At 36.8% G+C, this 17,764-nt stretch carries 13 protein-coding genes, 2 tRNA genes and 2 rRNA genes (1 of these 17 cut by a window edge); all 17 read right to left on the bottom strand.

Annotation, left to right across the window (positions count from 1 at the left end; all coding sequences use genetic code 11):
• Positions 1 to 205 (bottom strand): 23S ribosomal RNA (locus AB1278_RS02905) (it extends 2,550 nt beyond the left edge of the window).
• A 149-nt stretch (positions 206 to 354) separates the two neighbouring features.
• A tRNA-Ala gene (locus AB1278_RS02900) sits at positions 355 to 431 on the bottom strand.
• 82 nt (positions 432 to 513) lie between these two features.
• A tRNA-Ile gene (locus AB1278_RS02895) sits at positions 514 to 587 on the bottom strand.
• Between the two features lie 223 nt (positions 588 to 810).
• Positions 811 to 2,327: ribosomal RNA gene (locus AB1278_RS02890) — 16S ribosomal RNA — on the bottom strand.
• The 16S and 23S rRNA genes sit together here with 2 tRNA genes alongside, the layout of an rRNA operon.
• A gap of 901 nt (positions 2,328 to 3,228) precedes the next feature.
• Positions 3,229 to 3,909: a hypothetical protein gene (locus AB1278_RS02885; RefSeq protein WP_429812308.1), complete on the bottom strand. Its 681-nt coding sequence runs from the start codon at positions 3,907 to 3,909 to the stop codon at positions 3,229 to 3,231.
• A gap of 7 nt (positions 3,910 to 3,916) precedes the next feature.
• Positions 3,917 to 4,780 (bottom strand): dTDP-4-dehydrorhamnose reductase, encoded by an 864-nt coding sequence (gene rfbD, locus AB1278_RS02880; RefSeq protein WP_202839840.1) that lies wholly within the window; start codon positions 4,778 to 4,780, stop codon positions 3,917 to 3,919.
• A gap of 46 nt (positions 4,781 to 4,826) precedes the next feature.
• A complete protein-coding gene (locus AB1278_RS02875; RefSeq protein ID WP_110009820.1) occupies positions 4,827 to 5,312 on the bottom strand; it encodes an acyl-CoA thioesterase in 486 nt (161 codons plus the stop codon).
• 70 nt (positions 5,313 to 5,382) lie between these two features.
• Entirely contained in the window at positions 5,383 to 5,886 is a 504-nt protein-coding gene (locus tag AB1278_RS02870) for an OmpH family outer membrane protein (RefSeq protein ID WP_110009821.1), read from the bottom strand.
• 65 nt (positions 5,887 to 5,951) lie between these two features.
• Entirely contained in the window at positions 5,952 to 6,506 is a 555-nt protein-coding gene (locus tag AB1278_RS02865) for an OmpH family outer membrane protein (RefSeq protein ID WP_110009822.1), read from the bottom strand.
• Between the two features lie 9 nt (positions 6,507 to 6,515).
• Positions 6,516 to 9,050 carry an outer membrane protein assembly factor BamA gene (gene bamA / locus AB1278_RS02860; protein ID WP_110009823.1) on the bottom strand — a complete coding sequence of 845 codons (2,535 nt, stop codon included), beginning with the start codon at positions 9,048 to 9,050 and terminating at the stop codon, positions 6,516 to 6,518.
• A gap of 28 nt (positions 9,051 to 9,078) precedes the next feature.
• Positions 9,079 to 9,828, bottom strand: a complete 750-nt coding sequence (locus tag AB1278_RS02855) for an isoprenyl transferase (protein ID WP_110009824.1) — start codon at positions 9,826 to 9,828, stop codon at positions 9,079 to 9,081.
• Position 9,829: 1 nt separating this feature from the next.
• A complete protein-coding gene (locus AB1278_RS02850; protein WP_202839844.1) occupies positions 9,830 to 10,720 on the bottom strand; it encodes a DUF6089 family protein in 891 nt (296 codons plus the stop codon).
• Positions 10,721 to 10,933: 213 nt separating this feature from the next.
• Positions 10,934 to 13,432, bottom strand: a complete 2,499-nt coding sequence (locus tag AB1278_RS02845; protein WP_202839846.1) for a polysaccharide biosynthesis tyrosine autokinase — start codon at positions 13,430 to 13,432, stop codon at positions 10,934 to 10,936.
• A gap of 2 nt (positions 13,433 to 13,434) precedes the next feature.
• Positions 13,435 to 14,319 (bottom strand): polysaccharide biosynthesis/export family protein, encoded by an 885-nt coding sequence (locus AB1278_RS02840; protein WP_110009827.1) that lies wholly within the window; start codon positions 14,317 to 14,319, stop codon positions 13,435 to 13,437.
• Positions 14,320 to 14,357: 38 nt separating this feature from the next.
• Positions 14,358 to 15,476 (bottom strand): glycosyltransferase family 4 protein, encoded by a 1,119-nt coding sequence (locus AB1278_RS02835; protein WP_202839848.1) that lies wholly within the window; start codon positions 15,474 to 15,476, stop codon positions 14,358 to 14,360.
• A 103-nt stretch (positions 15,477 to 15,579) separates the two neighbouring features.
• Positions 15,580 to 16,581, bottom strand: a complete 1,002-nt coding sequence (locus AB1278_RS02830) for a glycosyltransferase family 2 protein (protein WP_202839851.1) — start codon at positions 16,579 to 16,581, stop codon at positions 15,580 to 15,582.
• Between the two features lie 3 nt (positions 16,582 to 16,584).
• On the bottom strand, positions 16,585 to 17,655 hold the full coding sequence (locus tag AB1278_RS02825; RefSeq protein WP_429812298.1) for a formimidoylglutamase: 1,071 nt from the start codon (positions 17,653 to 17,655) through the stop codon (positions 16,585 to 16,587).
• Positions 17,656 to 17,764 lie beyond the last annotated feature (109 nt).

Raw genomic sequence — 17,764 nt, 5'->3', positions numbered from 1 at the left:
CTTTTCCTCCGGGTACTTAGATGTTTCAGTTCTCCGGGTTTGCTCCTCTTGCGAGGTGACATATCTTCAATATGCCGGGTTGCCCCATTCGGATATCTGCGGATCAATTCGTGTGTGCCAATCCCCGCAGCTTTTCGCAGCTTACCACGTCCTTCGTCGCCTCTGAAAGCCTAGGCATCCGCCATACGCCCTTAACGATTTCTTTCCTATTGGTTACTCAAGCGCTTTATGCGCTCGGTTTTCTCTTTGTGATGTCTTTACCGTTAATGTCAATGATCTTAAATCTATTTCTGATTTAATTCGCAAATATTGTTTTTGGCTCTATTTGCTTTTTTAAAACTAAACCATCTATGATGGTGGAGAATAAGGGAGTCGAACCCTTGACCTCCTGCGTGCAAGGCAGGCGCTCTAGCCAGCTGAGCTAATTCCCCCTCTAGGTGCTGCAGGCTTTACGCTATAAGCTTTAGGCGTATCGCCTACTGCTTCCAGCTTAATGCTTACCGCTTTAATTAGTAGTCTCGGGCAGGCTCGAACTGCCGACCTCTACATTATCAGTGTAGCGCTCTAACCAGCTGAGCTACGAGACTGTCTTTTAGACGTAAAAGATGATAGACTGATAGATAATAGACTAATTTCTTCGTCTTTCTCTCTCTGCTTTTATCTTCTTTGCCTCTCTCAATCCCTTTACTAATTTCTAGTGGGTTTTGTATTTTTAATATAAATCAACCAAACAAAAAACTAAAGCTATGCTTTAAGTAAGTATTTTGTATCTTACGATACTGATTTTGTTTAACGTCCTAAGACGCTCTAAAATGAGATGTTCCAGCCGCACCTTCCGGTACGGCTACCTTGTTACGACTTAGCCCTAGTTACCTGTTTTACCCTAGGCAGCTCCTGTTACGGTCACCGACTTCAGGTACCCCAGACTTCCATGGCTTGACGGGCGGTGTGTACAAGGCCCGGGAACGTATTCACCGCGCCATGGCTGATGCGCGATTACTAGCGATTCCAGCTTCATAGAGTCGAGTTGCAGACTCCAATCCGAACTGAGACCGGCTTTCGAGATTTGCATCACTTCGCAGTGTAGCTGCCCTCTGTACCGGCCATTGTATTACGTGTGTGGCCCAAGGCGTAAGGGCCGTGATGATTTGACGTCATCCCCACCTTCCTCTCTACTTGCGTAGGCAGTCTCACTAGAGTCCCCAACTTAATGATGGCAACTAGTGACAGGGGTTGCGCTCGTTGCAGGACTTAACCTAACACCTCACGGCACGAGCTGACGACAACCATGCAGCACCTTGAAAAATGTCCGAAGAAAAGTCTATTTCTAAACCTGTCATTTCCCATTTAAGCCTTGGTAAGGTTCCTCGCGTATCATCGAATTAAACCACATAATCCACCGCTTGTGCGGGCCCCCGTCAATTCCTTTGAGTTTCAAACTTGCGTTCGTACTCCCCAGGTGGCTAACTTATCACTTTCGCTTAGTCTCTGAAACTTACATTCCAAAAACGAGTTAGCATCGTTTACGGCGTGGACTACCAGGGTATCTAATCCTGTTCGCTCCCCACGCTTTCGTCCATCAGCGTCAGTTGTTGCTTAGTAACCTGCCTTCGCAATTGGTGTTCTAAGTAATATCTATGCATTTCACCGCTACACTACTTATTCCAGCTACTTCAACAACACTCAAGACCTGCAGTATCAATGGCAGTTTCACAGTTAAGCTGTGAGATTTCACCACTGACTTACAGATCCGCCTACGGACCCTTTAAACCCAATAAATCCGGATAACGCTTGCACCCTCCGTATTACCGCGGCTGCTGGCACGGAGTTAGCCGGTGCTTATTCGTATAGTACCTTCAGCTACCCTCACGAGGGTAGGTTTATCCCTATACAAAAGAAGTTTACAACCCATAGGGCCGTCGTCCTTCACGCGGGATGGCTGGATCAGGCTCTCACCCATTGTCCAATATTCCTCACTGCTGCCTCCCGTAGGAGTCTGGTCCGTGTCTCAGTACCAGTGTGGGGGATCACCCTCTCAGGCCCCCTAAAGATCGCAGACTTGGTGAGCCGTTACCTCACCAACTATCTAATCTTGCGCGTGCCCATCTCTATCCACCGGAGTTTTCAATACCGAATGATGCCATTCAGTATATTATGGGGTATTAATCTTCCTTTCGAAAGGCTATCCCCCAGATAAAGGCAGGTTGCACACGTGTTCCGCACCCGTACGCCGCTCTCAAGATCCCGAAAGATCTCTACCGCTCGGCTTGCATGTGTTAGGCCTCCCGCTAGCGTTCATCCTGAGCCAGGATCAAACTCTCCATTGTATGTTTGTCTGACTCACTCAAAGTTTTTAACGCTTTAGTTTTTCCTTACTTGGTTGTTATATTGTATGTCAATGATCTTTATATCTTTCGCTTTTCAACGAAGCAATCTCTCTGTCAGTGTCGCTCCGTATTTGCGAGTGCAAAAGTAAAACTTTATTTTTTAATGACCAAATGTTTTTGAAGAAAATTTTAAAGTTTTTTAAGTAACCTTAACCCTTCTCAAAACCTCAATCTCTATACTCCCGCGCTCCCTCTAATTGGGACTGCAAAGATACAAACTCTTTTTAAACTGGCAACTTTTTTTACAAAAAAATTTAAAGTTTTTTTTCGTCCGTCTCTTTTTTGAAGTAATATTGTCTCTGCCCATCTAAAGGTTCTTCTGCGCTACTGTTCTACTCTCGTTTTCAGTGGGGCAAAGATAGTAACTTCCTACAACGCAAAACAAGTTTATTTAACATAAATTTTACATTACAGTGATATTTATTCCTAAAGGACTGGAAGGCAGGGAGAAAAATTTTAAACATTTGTTTGGAAGATCGGGGTGAGAGCGTGGGAGTGTGGGAGGGTTTGAGGGTGAGAGAGCGTGAGATGTGGGATTTTGGGGTTTGGAACATCAAATAAGGTATCTATAATAAGGTGCAGGTTTGAATTGAATTCAGATGGAGGGAGTATCTTTATTAAATGGGATTCATTAGACTAAGCTCAGGATTTTAGCCCGTTCCCTATTGACATATATAATAAGTTAAGGGAAGATTTTCAATAAAGCCTGTAAAAAATGTGACTGGAAAAACATTTGAGCTAAAACTCAATACAAAGATTATATAAAAGAACGGGCTTCAGCCCGTTCCTATTGTTGATTTATATAGGCCAAAAACCTACAATTGTTTAGTATAGAATGTTTCTAAGGTTTGATTTCCTTATATATTACGCTCAAAAACTCAGCGTAGGATTTCTCCAGACCAATAATATCCCCGGATTTCAGATTCAAACCACCCACTCCTGAGTTGTCTGATTTTACTTTCAGGGAGGAAACCTGAAAATAAAGATTGTCATCATTGGCTTTTGGCTGAACTTTCACTGTAGAGCCTAAAAGCTTTTTGGTTGAAATCGTATAGATTTCTCCCGGAACCACTTTTAATTTTAAAAATGATCTGGGAGAAATAATATAGTCTTTACGGTTAACATTTATTTTCTGATCTTTTTCAGAAGATGCAAATATATACATCTCCCCATTTTTAGCCGCCAATTTTTCTTTAGGTGTGTAATATAAAGCAATTTTATAATTGGCAGCATTGAATGTCTGCGGAGTACCATCAACATTTTCGAAAGGTTTTAATTCAAATGTATTGGCACCAATCTCTTTTGCTTTTTTATATACCATGGAAAATACGAGTGCGTCATCTTTTGAACCCCCCTGTACTTCTACTTCTCCTAAATAAACAGCCTCTGCAGCGGCAGTATCTTTTCTGTAGAAGAATTTATCTGCATTGTCATTTGTTTTTTCAACTCTGGTCATATAAACATTCTGTGCGCTCCACAGCTGGATACATAATACGGAAAAGAGGATTGTAATATTCTTCATATATACATTATTCGTGTGAAAGGATTTCAACACATTCTTCAAGACTGTTTTCCCAATGTTTGGGTTCTATTTTATAAACTTCTTCTATTTTATCCAGAGACATGGTACTTCTGACTGGTCTTTTGGCAGGAGTTGGGTACTCTTCGGTTGTCAATGGATTTAATTTTACTGATGATTTTGAAAATTCAGCAATTTTTTTGGCAAATTCAAACCAGGTTGTCTCCGGATAGTTTGAGAAGTGAAAAATGCCGTAGGTTTTCTGTGGTGCTTCGATAATTCTCATAATAGCTTCTGCCAGATCGTTGGCATTGGTTGGTTGTCCAAACTGGTCAGCAACGATACCCAATTCTTCTTTCTGAGAGAAAAGATTCAACATTGTTTTCACAAAGTTCTTATTAAACTCGGAATACAGCCAAGATGTTCTTATAATGATTGTTTTTGGGTTGATTTCCAGAGCAAGCTCCTCTCCTTCTTTTTTTGATGTTCCGTATACACCTATGGGATTGGTAAAATCATCTTCAGCGTATGGAAGATTTGTGGTTCCATCAAAAACATAGTCTGTAGAAACATGAATCAGAACAGATTTATAATCTGCACATGCCTGAGCAAGGTGGGCTACTCCGCCGGCATTTACTGCAAAGGCTTTTTCTTGTTCCTTTTCTGCCAGATCAACTGCAGTGTATGCGGAGGCATTGATGCAATAATCAGGTTTGTTATCATAAAAGAAATCGTTCACCTGCTCTTCATTGGTAACATCTAAAGTAGATGAGTCCGTAAACAGGAACTCATATAGATGTTCAAAATCCGGGGCAATCTTTTTTATGCAGTTTCCCAATTGTCCGTTACTACCTATTACTGCTATTTTTTTCATTTGTTTATTATTAATTTTAAATTGGAACCTTCAATAAGAAATGGAGTTAAGAGTTCTTGGCATTCTGAGATCTTAAGAACTTCACTCTTGACTGGAAGTCTTTTTGGATAAGATCTACATAAAACTGATCAAAAATTTCTTTGATATCTTCTGGATGAACTTCAGATTTTCTTGTTTTAACATTAAAATAAATAACAGTCACCCAAAGTACAGCATGAATTGTTTTTTCATCCAAACTCTTCATGAGAATTTCCACTTTTGCCGTTCTATCCTGTACATCGATGGTCTTGCTGCTGATCACTACCTGTGTATTATATCTTACTTCTTTGAGATAGGCTATTTCGTTCTGAATAGCAATCCAGGTACAGCCGGTTTTCTTGGTATATTCTTCATAAGTGAATCCATAAAATGTTTCCACATGATCTTCTCTGGCATTGAACATATACTCAAGATATTTTACATTATTCAAATGTCCAATCGGATCACAGTCACTAAACCTAACTTTGACCGTAGTTGATACTTCTTTTTCCATTCCGCAAAAATAAAAAAACCACCTCTAAAAGAGGCGGTTGGTTTTATAAATCTTTGTTAATTTGCTGAAATTATTGAATTCCTAATTCTTTCTTCACAGCTGGAGTTGCGTCTGGTCCTCCTTTATAAAGGAATGCTGTTGAGTTTGCATCCATAATATAATCGTATCCGCCAGCTTTAGCTACTTTTTCTACTGCATCGTTTAGTTTTTTCTCAATAGGACCAAAAGCTACATCTTGCTTAGCTTGTAGATCTTTTTGAGCTTTTTCCTGCATTTGCTGGATTTCTTCAGCTAATTTTTTCATTTCTGCTTCTCTAGCATTGTTTTCGTCAGCTGTTTTCTTAGGAGCTTCAGTTTGGTATTGCTGATATTTAGTTTGAGCTGCGTCAGCTTTCTTCTTGATCTCAGCTTGTTTAGTATCTAAGAATGTTTTAAGATCAGCATCTGCTTTCTTTTTCTCCGGCATCGCGTTAAGAACTCCCATTACATCTAAAGTAGCAATTTTTTGAGCTTTTGCCATACCTACAGATACAACCATCATTACTGCTGCAAATAATACACTTAATTTTTTCATAACTGGTAAATAAATAATTTAATTTGTTTTTAGATTTTAAAATATAGCAAAAGTTAATTCTTTTATTATTTTTTGCCTTTACTATTTGTTTTTTCCTTCTTGTCTGTTCCTTTTAATAAGATAGACAATACTTTTTCGGTGTAATCATATTTTGACTGAAGGAAAATAACACTAATGTTATTGCTTTTATCAAGAACTATGCCCAAGCCATTTTTTTCGGACATTGTTTTGATGGCTCCCCAGATCTGATCCTGAAAAGGCTGAACCAGATTTGTTCTCAGTTTTGTAATTTCACCATTCGCTCCAAAACGTAAGCTTGTTGTCGTTTTAATATTTTTATCTAGGTCTGTAACTTCTTTTTCTCTAAGTTTAAGCTGATCACCTATCAATAAAACTTTTTCACTTTCAAAAGCAGCTTTTTTTCTTTCATATTCAGACTGAAGATTTTGAAGTTCAGACTCCCAGGTATCGATCTGAGAATTTAATCTTGCTTCGGCTTCTTTATACTGAGGTAATTTATTTAAAATTTCATTAGTATCCACTACTCCGATTTTCTGGGCATTGTTCAACCCGAAAAGCAAGAGTAATGCGAATGTGAAAATTATTTTAAAGTGCTTCATATTTAATAATTATAATGTTTGGTTCATCAAGAAGTGGTTTCTCCATCCGGACTTGTCACCTGATAATGTCTTATCAAGACCTAGTGCGAAGTCGAATCCGATCAATCCAAATGCTCCCATATAAACTCTTACACCAACTCCGACTGATCTTTTCAACTGAAATGGGCTGTAAGAACTCCATGAGTTCCATACGTTACCACCCTCTGCGAATGTCAGGGCATAGATTTTTGCAGTCTGGCTCATTGAGATCGGGTATCTTAATTCTAAAGTAAATCTGTTATAAATTGTACCTCCTCCTCTTTGAGTAATATCATCAGCCTGACCTCCTTCTGTACTGGCATTTTCATACCCTCTTAAAGGGATCAATTCTCTACCGTCATATCGACCTCCGAAAAGACCTGTACCTCCCATATAGAATCTTTCAAACGGCGGCGCTCCCAGCTGGCTGTTATATCCATCCATGAATCCCATTTCAGCAGAAGACCTTAGCACAAGTTTTCCAATGATCTCATTGTAAACATCTGCTTTGAATTTAATCTTATAGAATTCCATCCACTTATATTTGTCAATAGGTGACATTGTGGAGTAATCTTTCTTCTTAAACAATGAGTATGGAGGAGTCAGTTTTGCTGAAAGCTCAATATTGGATCCCATTGTTGGGAAAATCGGGTCAATACCTGCTGAGTTTCTGCTCAGTCCTAAATTGACACTGAAGTTATTGGCAGTACCGTTATTTTCTGTGGTATCCCCAAACTGGAATGGATAGTTCTTGAAGTCATACTTCTGGAACTGTAAACCTGTATAAAGAGAGAAGTAGTCATCCGGCCAGTTCAATAGTCTGTTCAGACCTACTGAAGCAGAGAAGATGTTCAATTTCTGGGCTTCTCCATATTGATCTGTGTATCTTACTCTTGAGTTATTTAAACTTACAGAAAGTGCTGTTGGTCTAGTACCAAATAGCCAAGGCTCTGAGAATGATACTCCATAGTTCTGGAAATACTGTCCTGCCTGTACCTGAATAGAGAACGTTTGTCCGTCTCCCTGAGGTACCGGTTTGAAATCTTTAAACTTAAGGAAATTCTTTAATGAGAAGTTATTAAATGTTAATCCTAAAGTACCGATAAAACTGTTACCTCCGTAACCTGCCTGTAACTGAACCTGTGAAGATCCTTTTTCTACAAGCTTCCAGTTGATATCTACAGTATTATCCACCTGGTTTGGCTGGATATCCTGTCCGACCTGCTGAGGATCAAAGAATGACATTCCCGCTAAATCGAAATAGGTTCTTTTAATTTCTGTTTTTTTGAATAGCTCTCCCGGTTTTGTTCTTAGTGCTCTAAGAATTACGTGGTCATGGGTTGTTGTATTTCCCTGCCATGTTACTTTATTCCAGGTAGCCTGTTCTCCTTCATTAATTCTTACTTCAAGATTTACGGCATCTCCTGAAACTGATTTTTCAACCGGCGTTACATTTGAGAAAAGGTAACCGTTATTCATGTAAACAGATTTAATATCTGAATCATCTTCTTTACCTCCGTCTTCCCCAACTTTTTTGTTGAAACCTACTGCATCGTAAATATCCCCTTTCTTATATCCTAATAATCTCTGCAAATATTCTGTTGCGTATACGGTATTACCCGTGAATGTAATATCCCCGATGTAATATTTTTTACCCTCGCTAAGTTTTACATTGATTTCGTAGTTATTTCTTTTGTTTCTCCATACTGAATCTGAAACGATTTTAGCGTCTCTGTATCCCAGGGAGTTGTAATAACTGATAAGGCTTTGTTTATCTTCCTGGTATTTATCTTCAATGAATTTTGAGGATTTCAAAATACCACCGATTCCGAAACGCTTTTGTTTGGTTTCTTTGAAAGCTTTATTTCTAAGTTTGCTATCGGTTACATTATCGTTTCCTTCAAATTCGATATGGTCAATTTTAATTCTTTTACCCTTATCTACATTGATTGTCCAGTCTACCAAAGCAGGATCTCCTGCATTTACTTTATCCTGGATAGTAATTTTGGCATCTGCAAAACCTTTTTTGATGTAGTCTTTAGGGACATTGGTTTTAAGGCTTGAAACCAAGTTCTGAGTGATCTTAGTTCCTGGTTTAAGGTTGTTATCCTTTGCCAGTTTTTCACTTTTAGATTTACCGATTCCTTTTCCTGTAAATTTCACTTCTCCAAGTTCTTTCAGATCCTGCAGATAAAATTTCAGAACGATCGTCTGTCCTTCAATGCTTTGAACATAAACTTCCACTTCAGAAAAAGATTGGGTATCCCAAAGTTTTTTTACAGCGTTGCTGATTTTCTGTCCCGGAATGTCTACACTTTCTCCTTTTGTAAGGCCCGTAAATCTTAAGATCTGAGCTGGTGTATATTTTTTTACCCCATCTACAACGATGTCTTTAAGAGTATAAGTTCCTGCCTCATTTTCTGCATGTACAGCATTATTTACTTTTGTGCTGTCTTGTGGAGTTACTTGTCCATAAAAATGTGCAGAAGCAGCAAACATAATGATGGGTAATAGTCTAAACTTCATTTTATCGAGTCTTTCTTTTCTTAAAAATTTATTGGCCTTTTACCTGTTCACCGGTTAAACCATATCTTCTTTCTTTGTTTTGATAATCCACAATACACTGGAAGAAAATATCTTTGGTGAAATCCGGCCACAGAACATTTAAAAACTGTAATTCAGCATAAGCAATCTGCCAAAGCAGGAAGTTGCTTATTCTTATTTCGCCGCTGGTTCTGATCAGTAAATCTACAGGAGGAAAATCTTTTGTATAAAGATAATTTTCAAATAAACTTTCGTTTATATTTTCTATCTCTACTTTTCCTTCTTTTACATCAGAACTTATGTTTTTTACGGCTTCCAGTATTTCATTTTGTGAGCCATAGCTAATAGCCAATACAAGGTTTCCTTTTGTGTTTTCTTTTGTGAGTTCTACCACACGTTCCAACTGCTCTCTTACTAATGCAGGCAACTTCTCAAGATTCCCTATAACATGCATTCTCAATCCTTTGCTGAAAATCTCTTCTGCTTCCAGCAGTAAGGTTTCTACCAACAGATTCATAAGGGTATTCACTTCTTCGCTTGGACGATTCCAATTCTCTGAAGAGAATGTATACAATGTTAAGTAAGGAATATTAATCTCATTACAAGCATTAATAGCATTTCTTACTGCATTAATGGCATTTTTGTGACCGAAAGTTCTTTCTTCGCCACGAGATTTTGCCCATCTTCCATTACCATCCATAATGATGGCTACGTGTTTTGGTAAATTCTCAGAATTTATTTTTTCTTTAATCAACGACATATTATTCACAATAACATGGAGGTCTTCCGAACGAATATGTCAGTCCTAAACTGAAAGTATTTATCCAGTCTCTGGATCTGTCATCTCCAATATTTCTCTTTTTAATAAACTCTGCTTCTCTTTCTTTAGAAACCGCATAATAATTTCCTGACTGTAATAATGAACCGCCTGTGGCAGGATCCAAAATATCAGCATTATAAGAAGTTTTTACATCTTTGGAAAGGATCTTGCTGTGATCCAACTGATCCGTCAATGTATATCTGAATGTAGCTTCTGCAAATATAGCCCAGGAATGGTTGAATTTATACTTTAAACCAACACCAAAAGGGATATGCATTGTTACTTTTTTGCCCAAGGAATAATCTGTGGTGGTTGTAAAATCCAATTCATTGACCGGAGCCTGTGCCACACCATCAGCATCTCTTCTGAAGTCATTCACAAGAGTAGCTTTAGGAGCATCAAACATCAAAGCACCGACACCTCCGAAGATATAAGGGCTCAGCATGCTTATCTGCTCATTATTTACCGGGAAAAAGTTATATTCAAACATTAAACTCGCCTCATACACATTATTTTTTCCGTATGAGTTTCTATTTCTTCTATAATCTTCTTTTGCCGCTTTATCACTGAACTGGATCTGGTTGTATCCTAAATCCAATCTGATAGTCTGATGCGGGTTAAAATTAAATCTATATAATAAACCACCATAAAACGGGACCCCCCAATCTGACGTTCTGCTTAAATCCAACGGCTTCTGTAAAATATAATTTGTCCTTCCTACATCTCCCACTAGGTTACTCATACCTAGACGAACTCCCAATTCGTTTCTTTGTGCTTTAACACTTACCACTCCAAGGAAGGCAAGGAAGCTAAACAATAATTTTTTATTCATAAAAGAATATGGATTTATGGTTATTTTAAAATTTAATTTTTGCAAATATAAAACATTTTTATATTAATGATAATCTTAATGTTTAGTTAAAAATAAACAAAAAAACATAATTTGTTATAAAGTAAACGGCAAAGTGGCAAAAATATTCTTTTTTTCATAGAATGAAAATACTTTACATATGAAAAAACCCCCATTAAATGAGGGTTTAATGCTTTATTTTTTATTAAATAATACCTGTACTTTATTTCTGATCCTTATCAGTAACGGCTCTTTATAATTTTTATCTTCATCGAAATAACCATAACCATAGCCATAGCCGTAACCATAGCCATAGCCGTAGCCTTGTTTGGTATTATAGTCATTATAGACAAGTCCCAGATTATTGACTTCATCGTTATGATACTTTTCAGTAATCATTTTCAGCATATATTTTTCTGTGTATTCATGGCGTACAACATATATATTAGCATCAGAATACTTCATCAGTTCATACGAGTCTGCCACCAGACCTACAGGTGGTGAATCTATAATAATGAAATCGTATTTTTCTTTGAGTTCTTCTATAAATCTGATATTTCTCTGACTCATTAAAAGCTCAGATGGGTTTGGCGGAATAGGACCTGAAGTAGCAACATCCAGATTAGGGATCTTGGTCTTGTTAATTATCTTGTCAATATCTACTTCTCCTGTAAGATAATTGGAGATCCCATATTTATTATCAATCTTAAAGTCTCCAAAGATTTTCGGTTTTCTAAGGTCCATTCCTAACAAGATTGTTTTTTTATCACTTAATCCTATTACGGATGCTAAATTGATGGAAATATAAGTTTTTCCTTCTCCTCCAATGGATGAAGTAATCAAAATAACTTTTCCCTTTTCACCTTCATTGTCCATCAGAAATCTCATATTGGCTCTTATTCCCCTGAAGGCTTCTGATACAGATGATTTTGGCTGCTCCAGAACGGTAAGCATATTTTCATTGCTGTTATTTCCAATGACTCCAAGAAGCGGAATTTTCGTTGCACTTAAAAGTTCTTTAATATTTCTGATTTTACTATCTAATACTTCACCTACAAAGATAAAAAGTAACGGAAGCAGCAGCAATCCTGAGATAATGGCAGTTTTCGCTAACTTGACATTAGGTGCAATAGGTCTTTGTCCCAGATTTTTGGCTGGGTCAATCACTGTAATATCAGATTGATTGGTCGCCATTCTCATTTTAGTATCACTCTGTCTTCCCAGAAGACTATTATAAGTCGCCTCAATCATATTATATCCTCTTTCTGCATCCAGATATCTTCTTTCTTTTTCAGGGTAAGAAGCTAAGTCCGAGTTGGCTCCTGAAATATCACGATCAATTTTGTTGATCTCCTCATAATATCTGTTATAGTATCCTCTTAAACTGTTCGATGATCCCATTCTTGCCTCATCAATAAGCCTGTTGATTTCTCTCATAGGCTCTGATGAAGGTTTGTAAATAGAAGCCATTTCTGCTCTTTTGGTATACAGAGCTTTAAGTTCAGTAACTGTTGCTGAGAATACTCCATCTTCAAAACCTGCAGCATTGGTTCCAATCATTTTATCAAAATTCTGAGACTGCAGCGTGTTTTTTATATTGTTAAGAGAATTGATTTTGCTTATGATATCTGCTTTTTTAGCCTCGAGTTCTTTTATTTTTTCAAGAGATTTTTCGTCTCTGTCTTTAATATTATAAAGTTTTTCCGAAGTTTTTAAATAATTGAGCACACTCGCACTTGAATCAAGTTTTTTACGGATGTTATCCAGATTATCCTTTAGAAAGATATCGGTATTCTTATTGACTACATTTTTATCAGCCAGTCTCTTTTTTTGTAACTCTGCAACAGATTTATTAAGGAAATTTACTGTGCTGTTGAGATTATATCCTTTTTTAGTAATAATCATAATGGACCTGATTTCTTTATCAAAGTCAACACCTGTAGTAGAAACAATTTCGTTTACACTTTCATTGACCGATTTCAGGTTTACAATAATATTATCCAACTTAATTTTAGAAGGAACAGGATTTTTAAGTAATCTGAACCTCAGGTTCGGAGCATTGTACCATTCGTTGATTTTAATGATTTTATCAGCGGGTCTGCTATAATGATTGATAGTCTGAAAACCTTCCACTTCATAATTATACAGGTTAGTGGATTCTCCTTCTTCTGGTAAAACTACCTGATATGCTCCATCGCCTTTGGGGATCAGGGTAATAGGATAATCAATCTGCTGAAGATGTTTTTTATCAATCTGAAGAAAAACCGGTGAATCATCTTTATCCAGGTAGGTGGATTTTATCAGTCCTTTGGTAGAATAATTAACAAAAAGATCCAGTTCTTTTACCAAAAATTCATTGTGTGATCTTGATAAAAGCATTTTTTTCAGATAAAGCCCATCCTGATTTCCGGTATCACCCCAGATGAAGTTGATGGATTGGTTAGACTGTGTTGGTAAGAACTCAGAACCTTTACTGGAGGTACTTAATGATAAGTCTGATGCATAAATATTTTGTGCATAGTATTTACTGTATACCCATGCAACGGCATAGCCGATAAAAAACATCAATACAAACCAGTACCAGTTTTTAAGGACTCTTCTTAAAAAGTGTTCTAAATCAAATAACGCAAACGACCCATACTTTTCTTTCTGAGAATTATTCTTCTCTGCAGCGGTTACTCTTTCTGGAATCATGACTAAAGATTTTTAAGAAGTAAATAAATAGACAATGCCGTAGTAATTACCGAAACTCCTGTTGTTAAAGTCTGAATAGGATCTTTTCCGAATCCGTTCAAGCTTTTTGCTCTTGTGCTCAGATAGATTTCATCTCCATTCTGCACATAATAGAAAGGAGAGTTCATAAGATCTTCTCTGGTAAGATCTATTTTGGCAATTTTGATTCCTTCCGGAAGTTTTCTGTGGATAACGATCTCTTTCTTATCAATCGTCCTGTTTAGCCCGCCATTAATGGCTAAAGCTTCAGTAATGGTAAGTGTATTTTTATGAACTACTTTCTCTCCTGAAAGACCTGTAGTTTCAACATCACCAAGAATATAATAAGTGATACCGTCTGTATTGAGTCTTACTTCAGATTTACCTTCCTGGAAATTTTCATTTACCTTTTCCTGAATTTCTTTTCTGATATCCTCTAATGTTCTTCCCTCAGCTTTTACATAGCCAATTCCAAAAACATTGATATCACCATTGGAATCTACCTTGAGTCCGTTAAAATAGAAATTCGTATTTCCTCCTCTGCTCATCCCGGAAGTAGTACCAACTCCTCCCCCTACAGAACCACCGCCAGACATGGCCGGACTTGTTACAGCTCCGGTTCCGGTCCCTCCTGAGGAATTGTAAGAAGAATAAAACTGTGCAGCATCTCCTTTGGGAGTTGTTACAATGTTAAGATTGAGGATATCATTTTTGGTAATCCTGTATACAGGGATATTGTAGGGAACAAGACCTTCTTCATTAATTACGAGACTCTCACTTGGTTGTAAGTATCTTACATCCTTTGTTGTAATACATGAGGTAACTAAAAGAGGGAATATTAAAAATAAATATTTAAAGTTTTTCATCATATATATATAATATTGTTTACAAAAGTAATATTTAATTGTTAATTTTTGTTATTTCTTACTCGATATAGTAAATCTGGCAAATATGCACCAAAAAAACCCAGTGAAACAATCACCAATAATAAAAGATTGACATTAATATGTCTTAAATAATAAGCCACTCCAACAATCATCAGATAGTAAAGAATAATATAAAAAGTTGATCTCCTATGGGTAAGATTCAATTTCAGCAGTTTGTGATGAATATGGTTTTTATCAGCATCAAATGGTGACTTTTTGTTGTAAAGCCTGATCATAATGACATTCAGAGTATCTACAATCGGAAGAATCAGAATAGCTACCGCTACTACAGGAGCAGACTGAAGGTGATATCTGGGAACATCGATCAGTTTTTTATCTATAAAAATATCGATAAAACAGATGGATGTAAAAGCCAATAAAAAGCCAAGGAGCATAGAACCGGTATCTCCCATAAATATTTTGCGGGTACGGTAGTTTGACAGATTATAATACAAAAATGCCAGCACAGTTCCAATAATAACAACAGACAGTATTACCAGCGGATAATTATATTCCCCCAGACGGTAATAGCTTATTCCAAATAAAGCACTACAGATAACGGAATAACCTCCTGCCAGCCCATCGATCCCGTCAATCAGATTGAACGCATTAATCAGAATAATAAATGTTACGATACTGAATATCACACTTACGAAATACTCCAGTTCGTATACGCCGAAGATTCCGAATAAACTTCTTATTCTGATATCCGAACCAATAACAATCAGGGAAGACACAACAATTTGTGCAACAAGTTTTTTGTAAGCTCTCATTACAACAATATCGTCCATTACCCCCACATAGAGCAGGATAATTAATGAAGCAAATAAAAATTTGTAGAGATCAAACAATTCATAGGCAAAAATAGAGGCACAGATTCCTATTGAATAAAAGATGGCGATTCCACCAAGATTGGGAATTTCTCTAAGATGCGAGCTTCTTATTCCAGGCTCATCCATCAGATTCTTTCTTCTTGAAATCTTGACAATGGTAGGAATAGAGAAAAATGTAATTAAAAAGGAGAATACGAAGCCTAATCCTATTTTTATATAGAAAATAGGTATCCCCGATCCGCTTAAGAACAATTCAAAGTTTTTCATTCTTTTCTAATTCAGCACTTGTATCTCCAAAATAAAAAATCATAACAGGAACTTTATTATCATTTTCTATTGACCGAAACAATAGTACTTACATTTGTGTTTACTAAATCAACTTTCTTATCAATTTTTTTTGTCCTCCAAAAAACAACAGATAAAAAATCTTTTTCTTCAAAGGCAAAGATAAAAGATAATTCTTACCAAAACGACTATACTTCAATATATCTTGAATTTTTATTTGTCTTTCCTTCATAAAAAGGTCTAACTGATCAGACATACTGTAAAATATTTCGTCTTTTTTCACATACGCCAGGTAGGCCAAAAACGAGTAAACTCCCTCAAAAATCTGGAAATTTTTCAATTCCTTGCTTTTATTGGAATAGGAAGATTTACCGAATACCTGCTCTACATCAGAAACTGCCTTTAACATATCAAGCCCTTTTTCTGTGTGGGTTTTTGTAATAGAATCAGTACGTTCAAGATACTGATAATGAAAATTCTGAGTCTGCGCAATGGTTTCACATTCCAGCAAAAGCTGAGGAATCAGCTGAATATCTTCAAAGTGAACTCCTTTTTTAAATCTTTTCTGATTAAAAAGTTCTTTTTTAAACAGCTTATTGCATGCAAAATAGCTGATATCAGAAAATACAGAAAAGTTATGTTCAAGGGCTATTTTCTCCGGCATATCGGGAAGCTGTGTCAATTTTTGTACAATTTTTCCGTTCTCATCCACTTTCTGAATATTACAGATGACCATTTTCGCATGATGCTTTTCCGCTAAAAGAAACATTTCTTCAAACATGTTTTCAGTAACATAATCATCACTGTCTACAAAACCTATATAATCTCCGGCAGCCCTGTCGATTCCAAAATTACGGGCATCACTCAGTCCACCGTTTTCTTTGGTAAAGGCTTTTATTTTATCAGGATATCTTTGTGCAAATTCTTTAATTATTTTTTCAGAGTTATCTTTGCTTCCGTCGTTTACTACAATAATCTCGATATTAGAAAGGCTCTGCTTTACCAGAGAATCGAGGCATTTTGCCAAATAGTTTTCGACATTATAAACGGGAACAATAATGGATACTCTTGAGGGAACATTTGTCATACATTAAATTTTCGTCAGTCTTGCATTCAGCCAGCCCTTTTTAGCTTCATCAAAATCTTTTCTGGAGCAGGGAATACAGTTTTCTATATTTTCATCATCACCAAAATACCACAAATTACTGAAAGTATCACGTCTGAATGCATATTGTCTGTCATCTATCAAAACGTAGAACAGCTCATAATGCCTTTCTTTCGGATGGGAATGCTGGATATTGATTCCTTCGATCAGGTACCACAGCATCTGTGCTAAGAGCTGATGGTTCAACTGGTTTTCAGAATAAATATTATAATTAAAAATTCCGACAGATTTCAGGTTTTCACTCAATCCGATTTCCTTCATATAGGCACAGATCTCTCTTCTGTTCAAACCATTTACCTGTGGATTCATTGAAAAGGGCTCACTAAAGCTTTCAATAGCATCACAGTTTACGGTCACCAGATCTGCTTTTCTGAAGAACGGTTCTGTTTTTTCTGTAGAATTCATCATTTCAGCCAGCCGGATAATATCAAATTCTACTTCTTTGATCAGCCTTACAGAATCCAATTCATTCAAATGCTTCTGGTAGCCCAGATGATGGTAGTTTTTAATGGAGAAATTTTTGGCTCCGAAAATTTTGCTCAAAAAAGTATTTTCATTGATGGTTTCACCTTGCTGAAGGGAAATAATATTACTGATCTGGGTATAGTTGATGCTTTTCTTATGGAAATTCAATGCTGAAAATAATGAGAAAGCAAAGTCATTGGAGCCCCCGATAATTACCGGAATAGCTCTTTTATAATGACATGCCGACAGGACTTCCTGTAAGATATAGTGAGTATCCTGAACAGATTTCCCGGATACCAGATCACCAAGGTCTACAACAGGAATTTCGAAATCCATCTGTGAAAGCTTGTAAAATTCTTTTCTTACCGCCGTAAAATCCTGCACTTCCGCATCGCCGCCCGCACCTCTGTAGTCTGATACAAACAAAAGAACAATACTGTCTTCTCTGATATCTTTTGTAATCCGATTTCCTATCTGCCAGCTCTCTGTTTTAAAATTTCTTGGTGAAATGATAAAGTCTTCGAAATCCATATTTTAATTTAAAATGTAATAATTGATTAATTGCTTGATATAACAAACATACAAAAAACACAGGAACTGAGAAGACATGTTTCTCTTTGTTCATAAAAAAAGCCGTCAA

It is taken from the genome of Chryseobacterium sp. NRRL B-14798, from assembly GCF_050470705.1.
Taxonomy (GTDB): Bacteria; Bacteroidota; Bacteroidia; order Flavobacteriales; family Weeksellaceae; genus Chryseobacterium; species Chryseobacterium cupriresistens.
Note: the sequence above shows the minus strand (reverse complement) of the source record. Positions and strands in the feature narration are given on the sequence as shown.

Bases quoted from the DNA above. Each gene is read 5' to 3' on its own strand.
- AB1278_RS02885 (WP_429812308.1), bottom strand. From the start codon at position 3,909: ATGAAGAATATTACAATCCTCTTTTCCGTATTATGTATCCAGCTGTGG.
- rfbD (WP_202839840.1), bottom strand. From the start codon at position 4,780: ATGAAAAAAATAGCAGTAATAGGTAGTAACGGACAATTGGGAAACTGC.
- AB1278_RS02875 (WP_110009820.1), bottom strand. From the start codon at position 5,312: ATGGAAAAAGAAGTATCAACTACGGTCAAAGTTAGGTTTAGTGACTGT.
- AB1278_RS02870 (WP_110009821.1), bottom strand. From the start codon at position 5,886: ATGAAAAAATTAAGTGTATTATTTGCAGCAGTAATGATGGTTGTATCT.
- AB1278_RS02865 (WP_110009822.1), bottom strand. From the start codon at position 6,506: ATGAAGCACTTTAAAATAATTTTCACATTCGCATTACTCTTGCTTTTC.
- bamA (WP_110009823.1), bottom strand. From the start codon at position 9,050: ATGAAGTTTAGACTATTACCCATCATTATGTTTGCTGCTTCTGCACAT.
- AB1278_RS02855 (WP_110009824.1), bottom strand. From the start codon at position 9,828: ATGTCGTTGATTAAAGAAAAAATAAATTCTGAGAATTTACCAAAACAC.
- AB1278_RS02850 (WP_202839844.1), bottom strand. From the start codon at position 10,720: ATGAATAAAAAATTATTGTTTAGCTTCCTTGCCTTCCTTGGAGTGGTA.
- AB1278_RS02845 (WP_202839846.1), bottom strand. From the start codon at position 13,432: ATGATTCCAGAAAGAGTAACCGCTGCAGAGAAGAATAATTCTCAGAAA.
- AB1278_RS02840 (WP_110009827.1), bottom strand. From the start codon at position 14,319: ATGATGAAAAACTTTAAATATTTATTTTTAATATTCCCTCTTTTAGTT.
- AB1278_RS02835 (WP_202839848.1), bottom strand. From the start codon at position 15,476: ATGAAAAACTTTGAATTGTTCTTAAGCGGATCGGGGATACCTATTTTC.
- AB1278_RS02830 (WP_202839851.1), bottom strand. From the start codon at position 16,581: ATGACAAATGTTCCCTCAAGAGTATCCATTATTGTTCCCGTTTATAAT.
- AB1278_RS02825 (WP_429812298.1), bottom strand. From the start codon at position 17,655: ATGGATTTCGAAGACTTTATCATTTCACCAAGAAATTTTAAAACAGAG.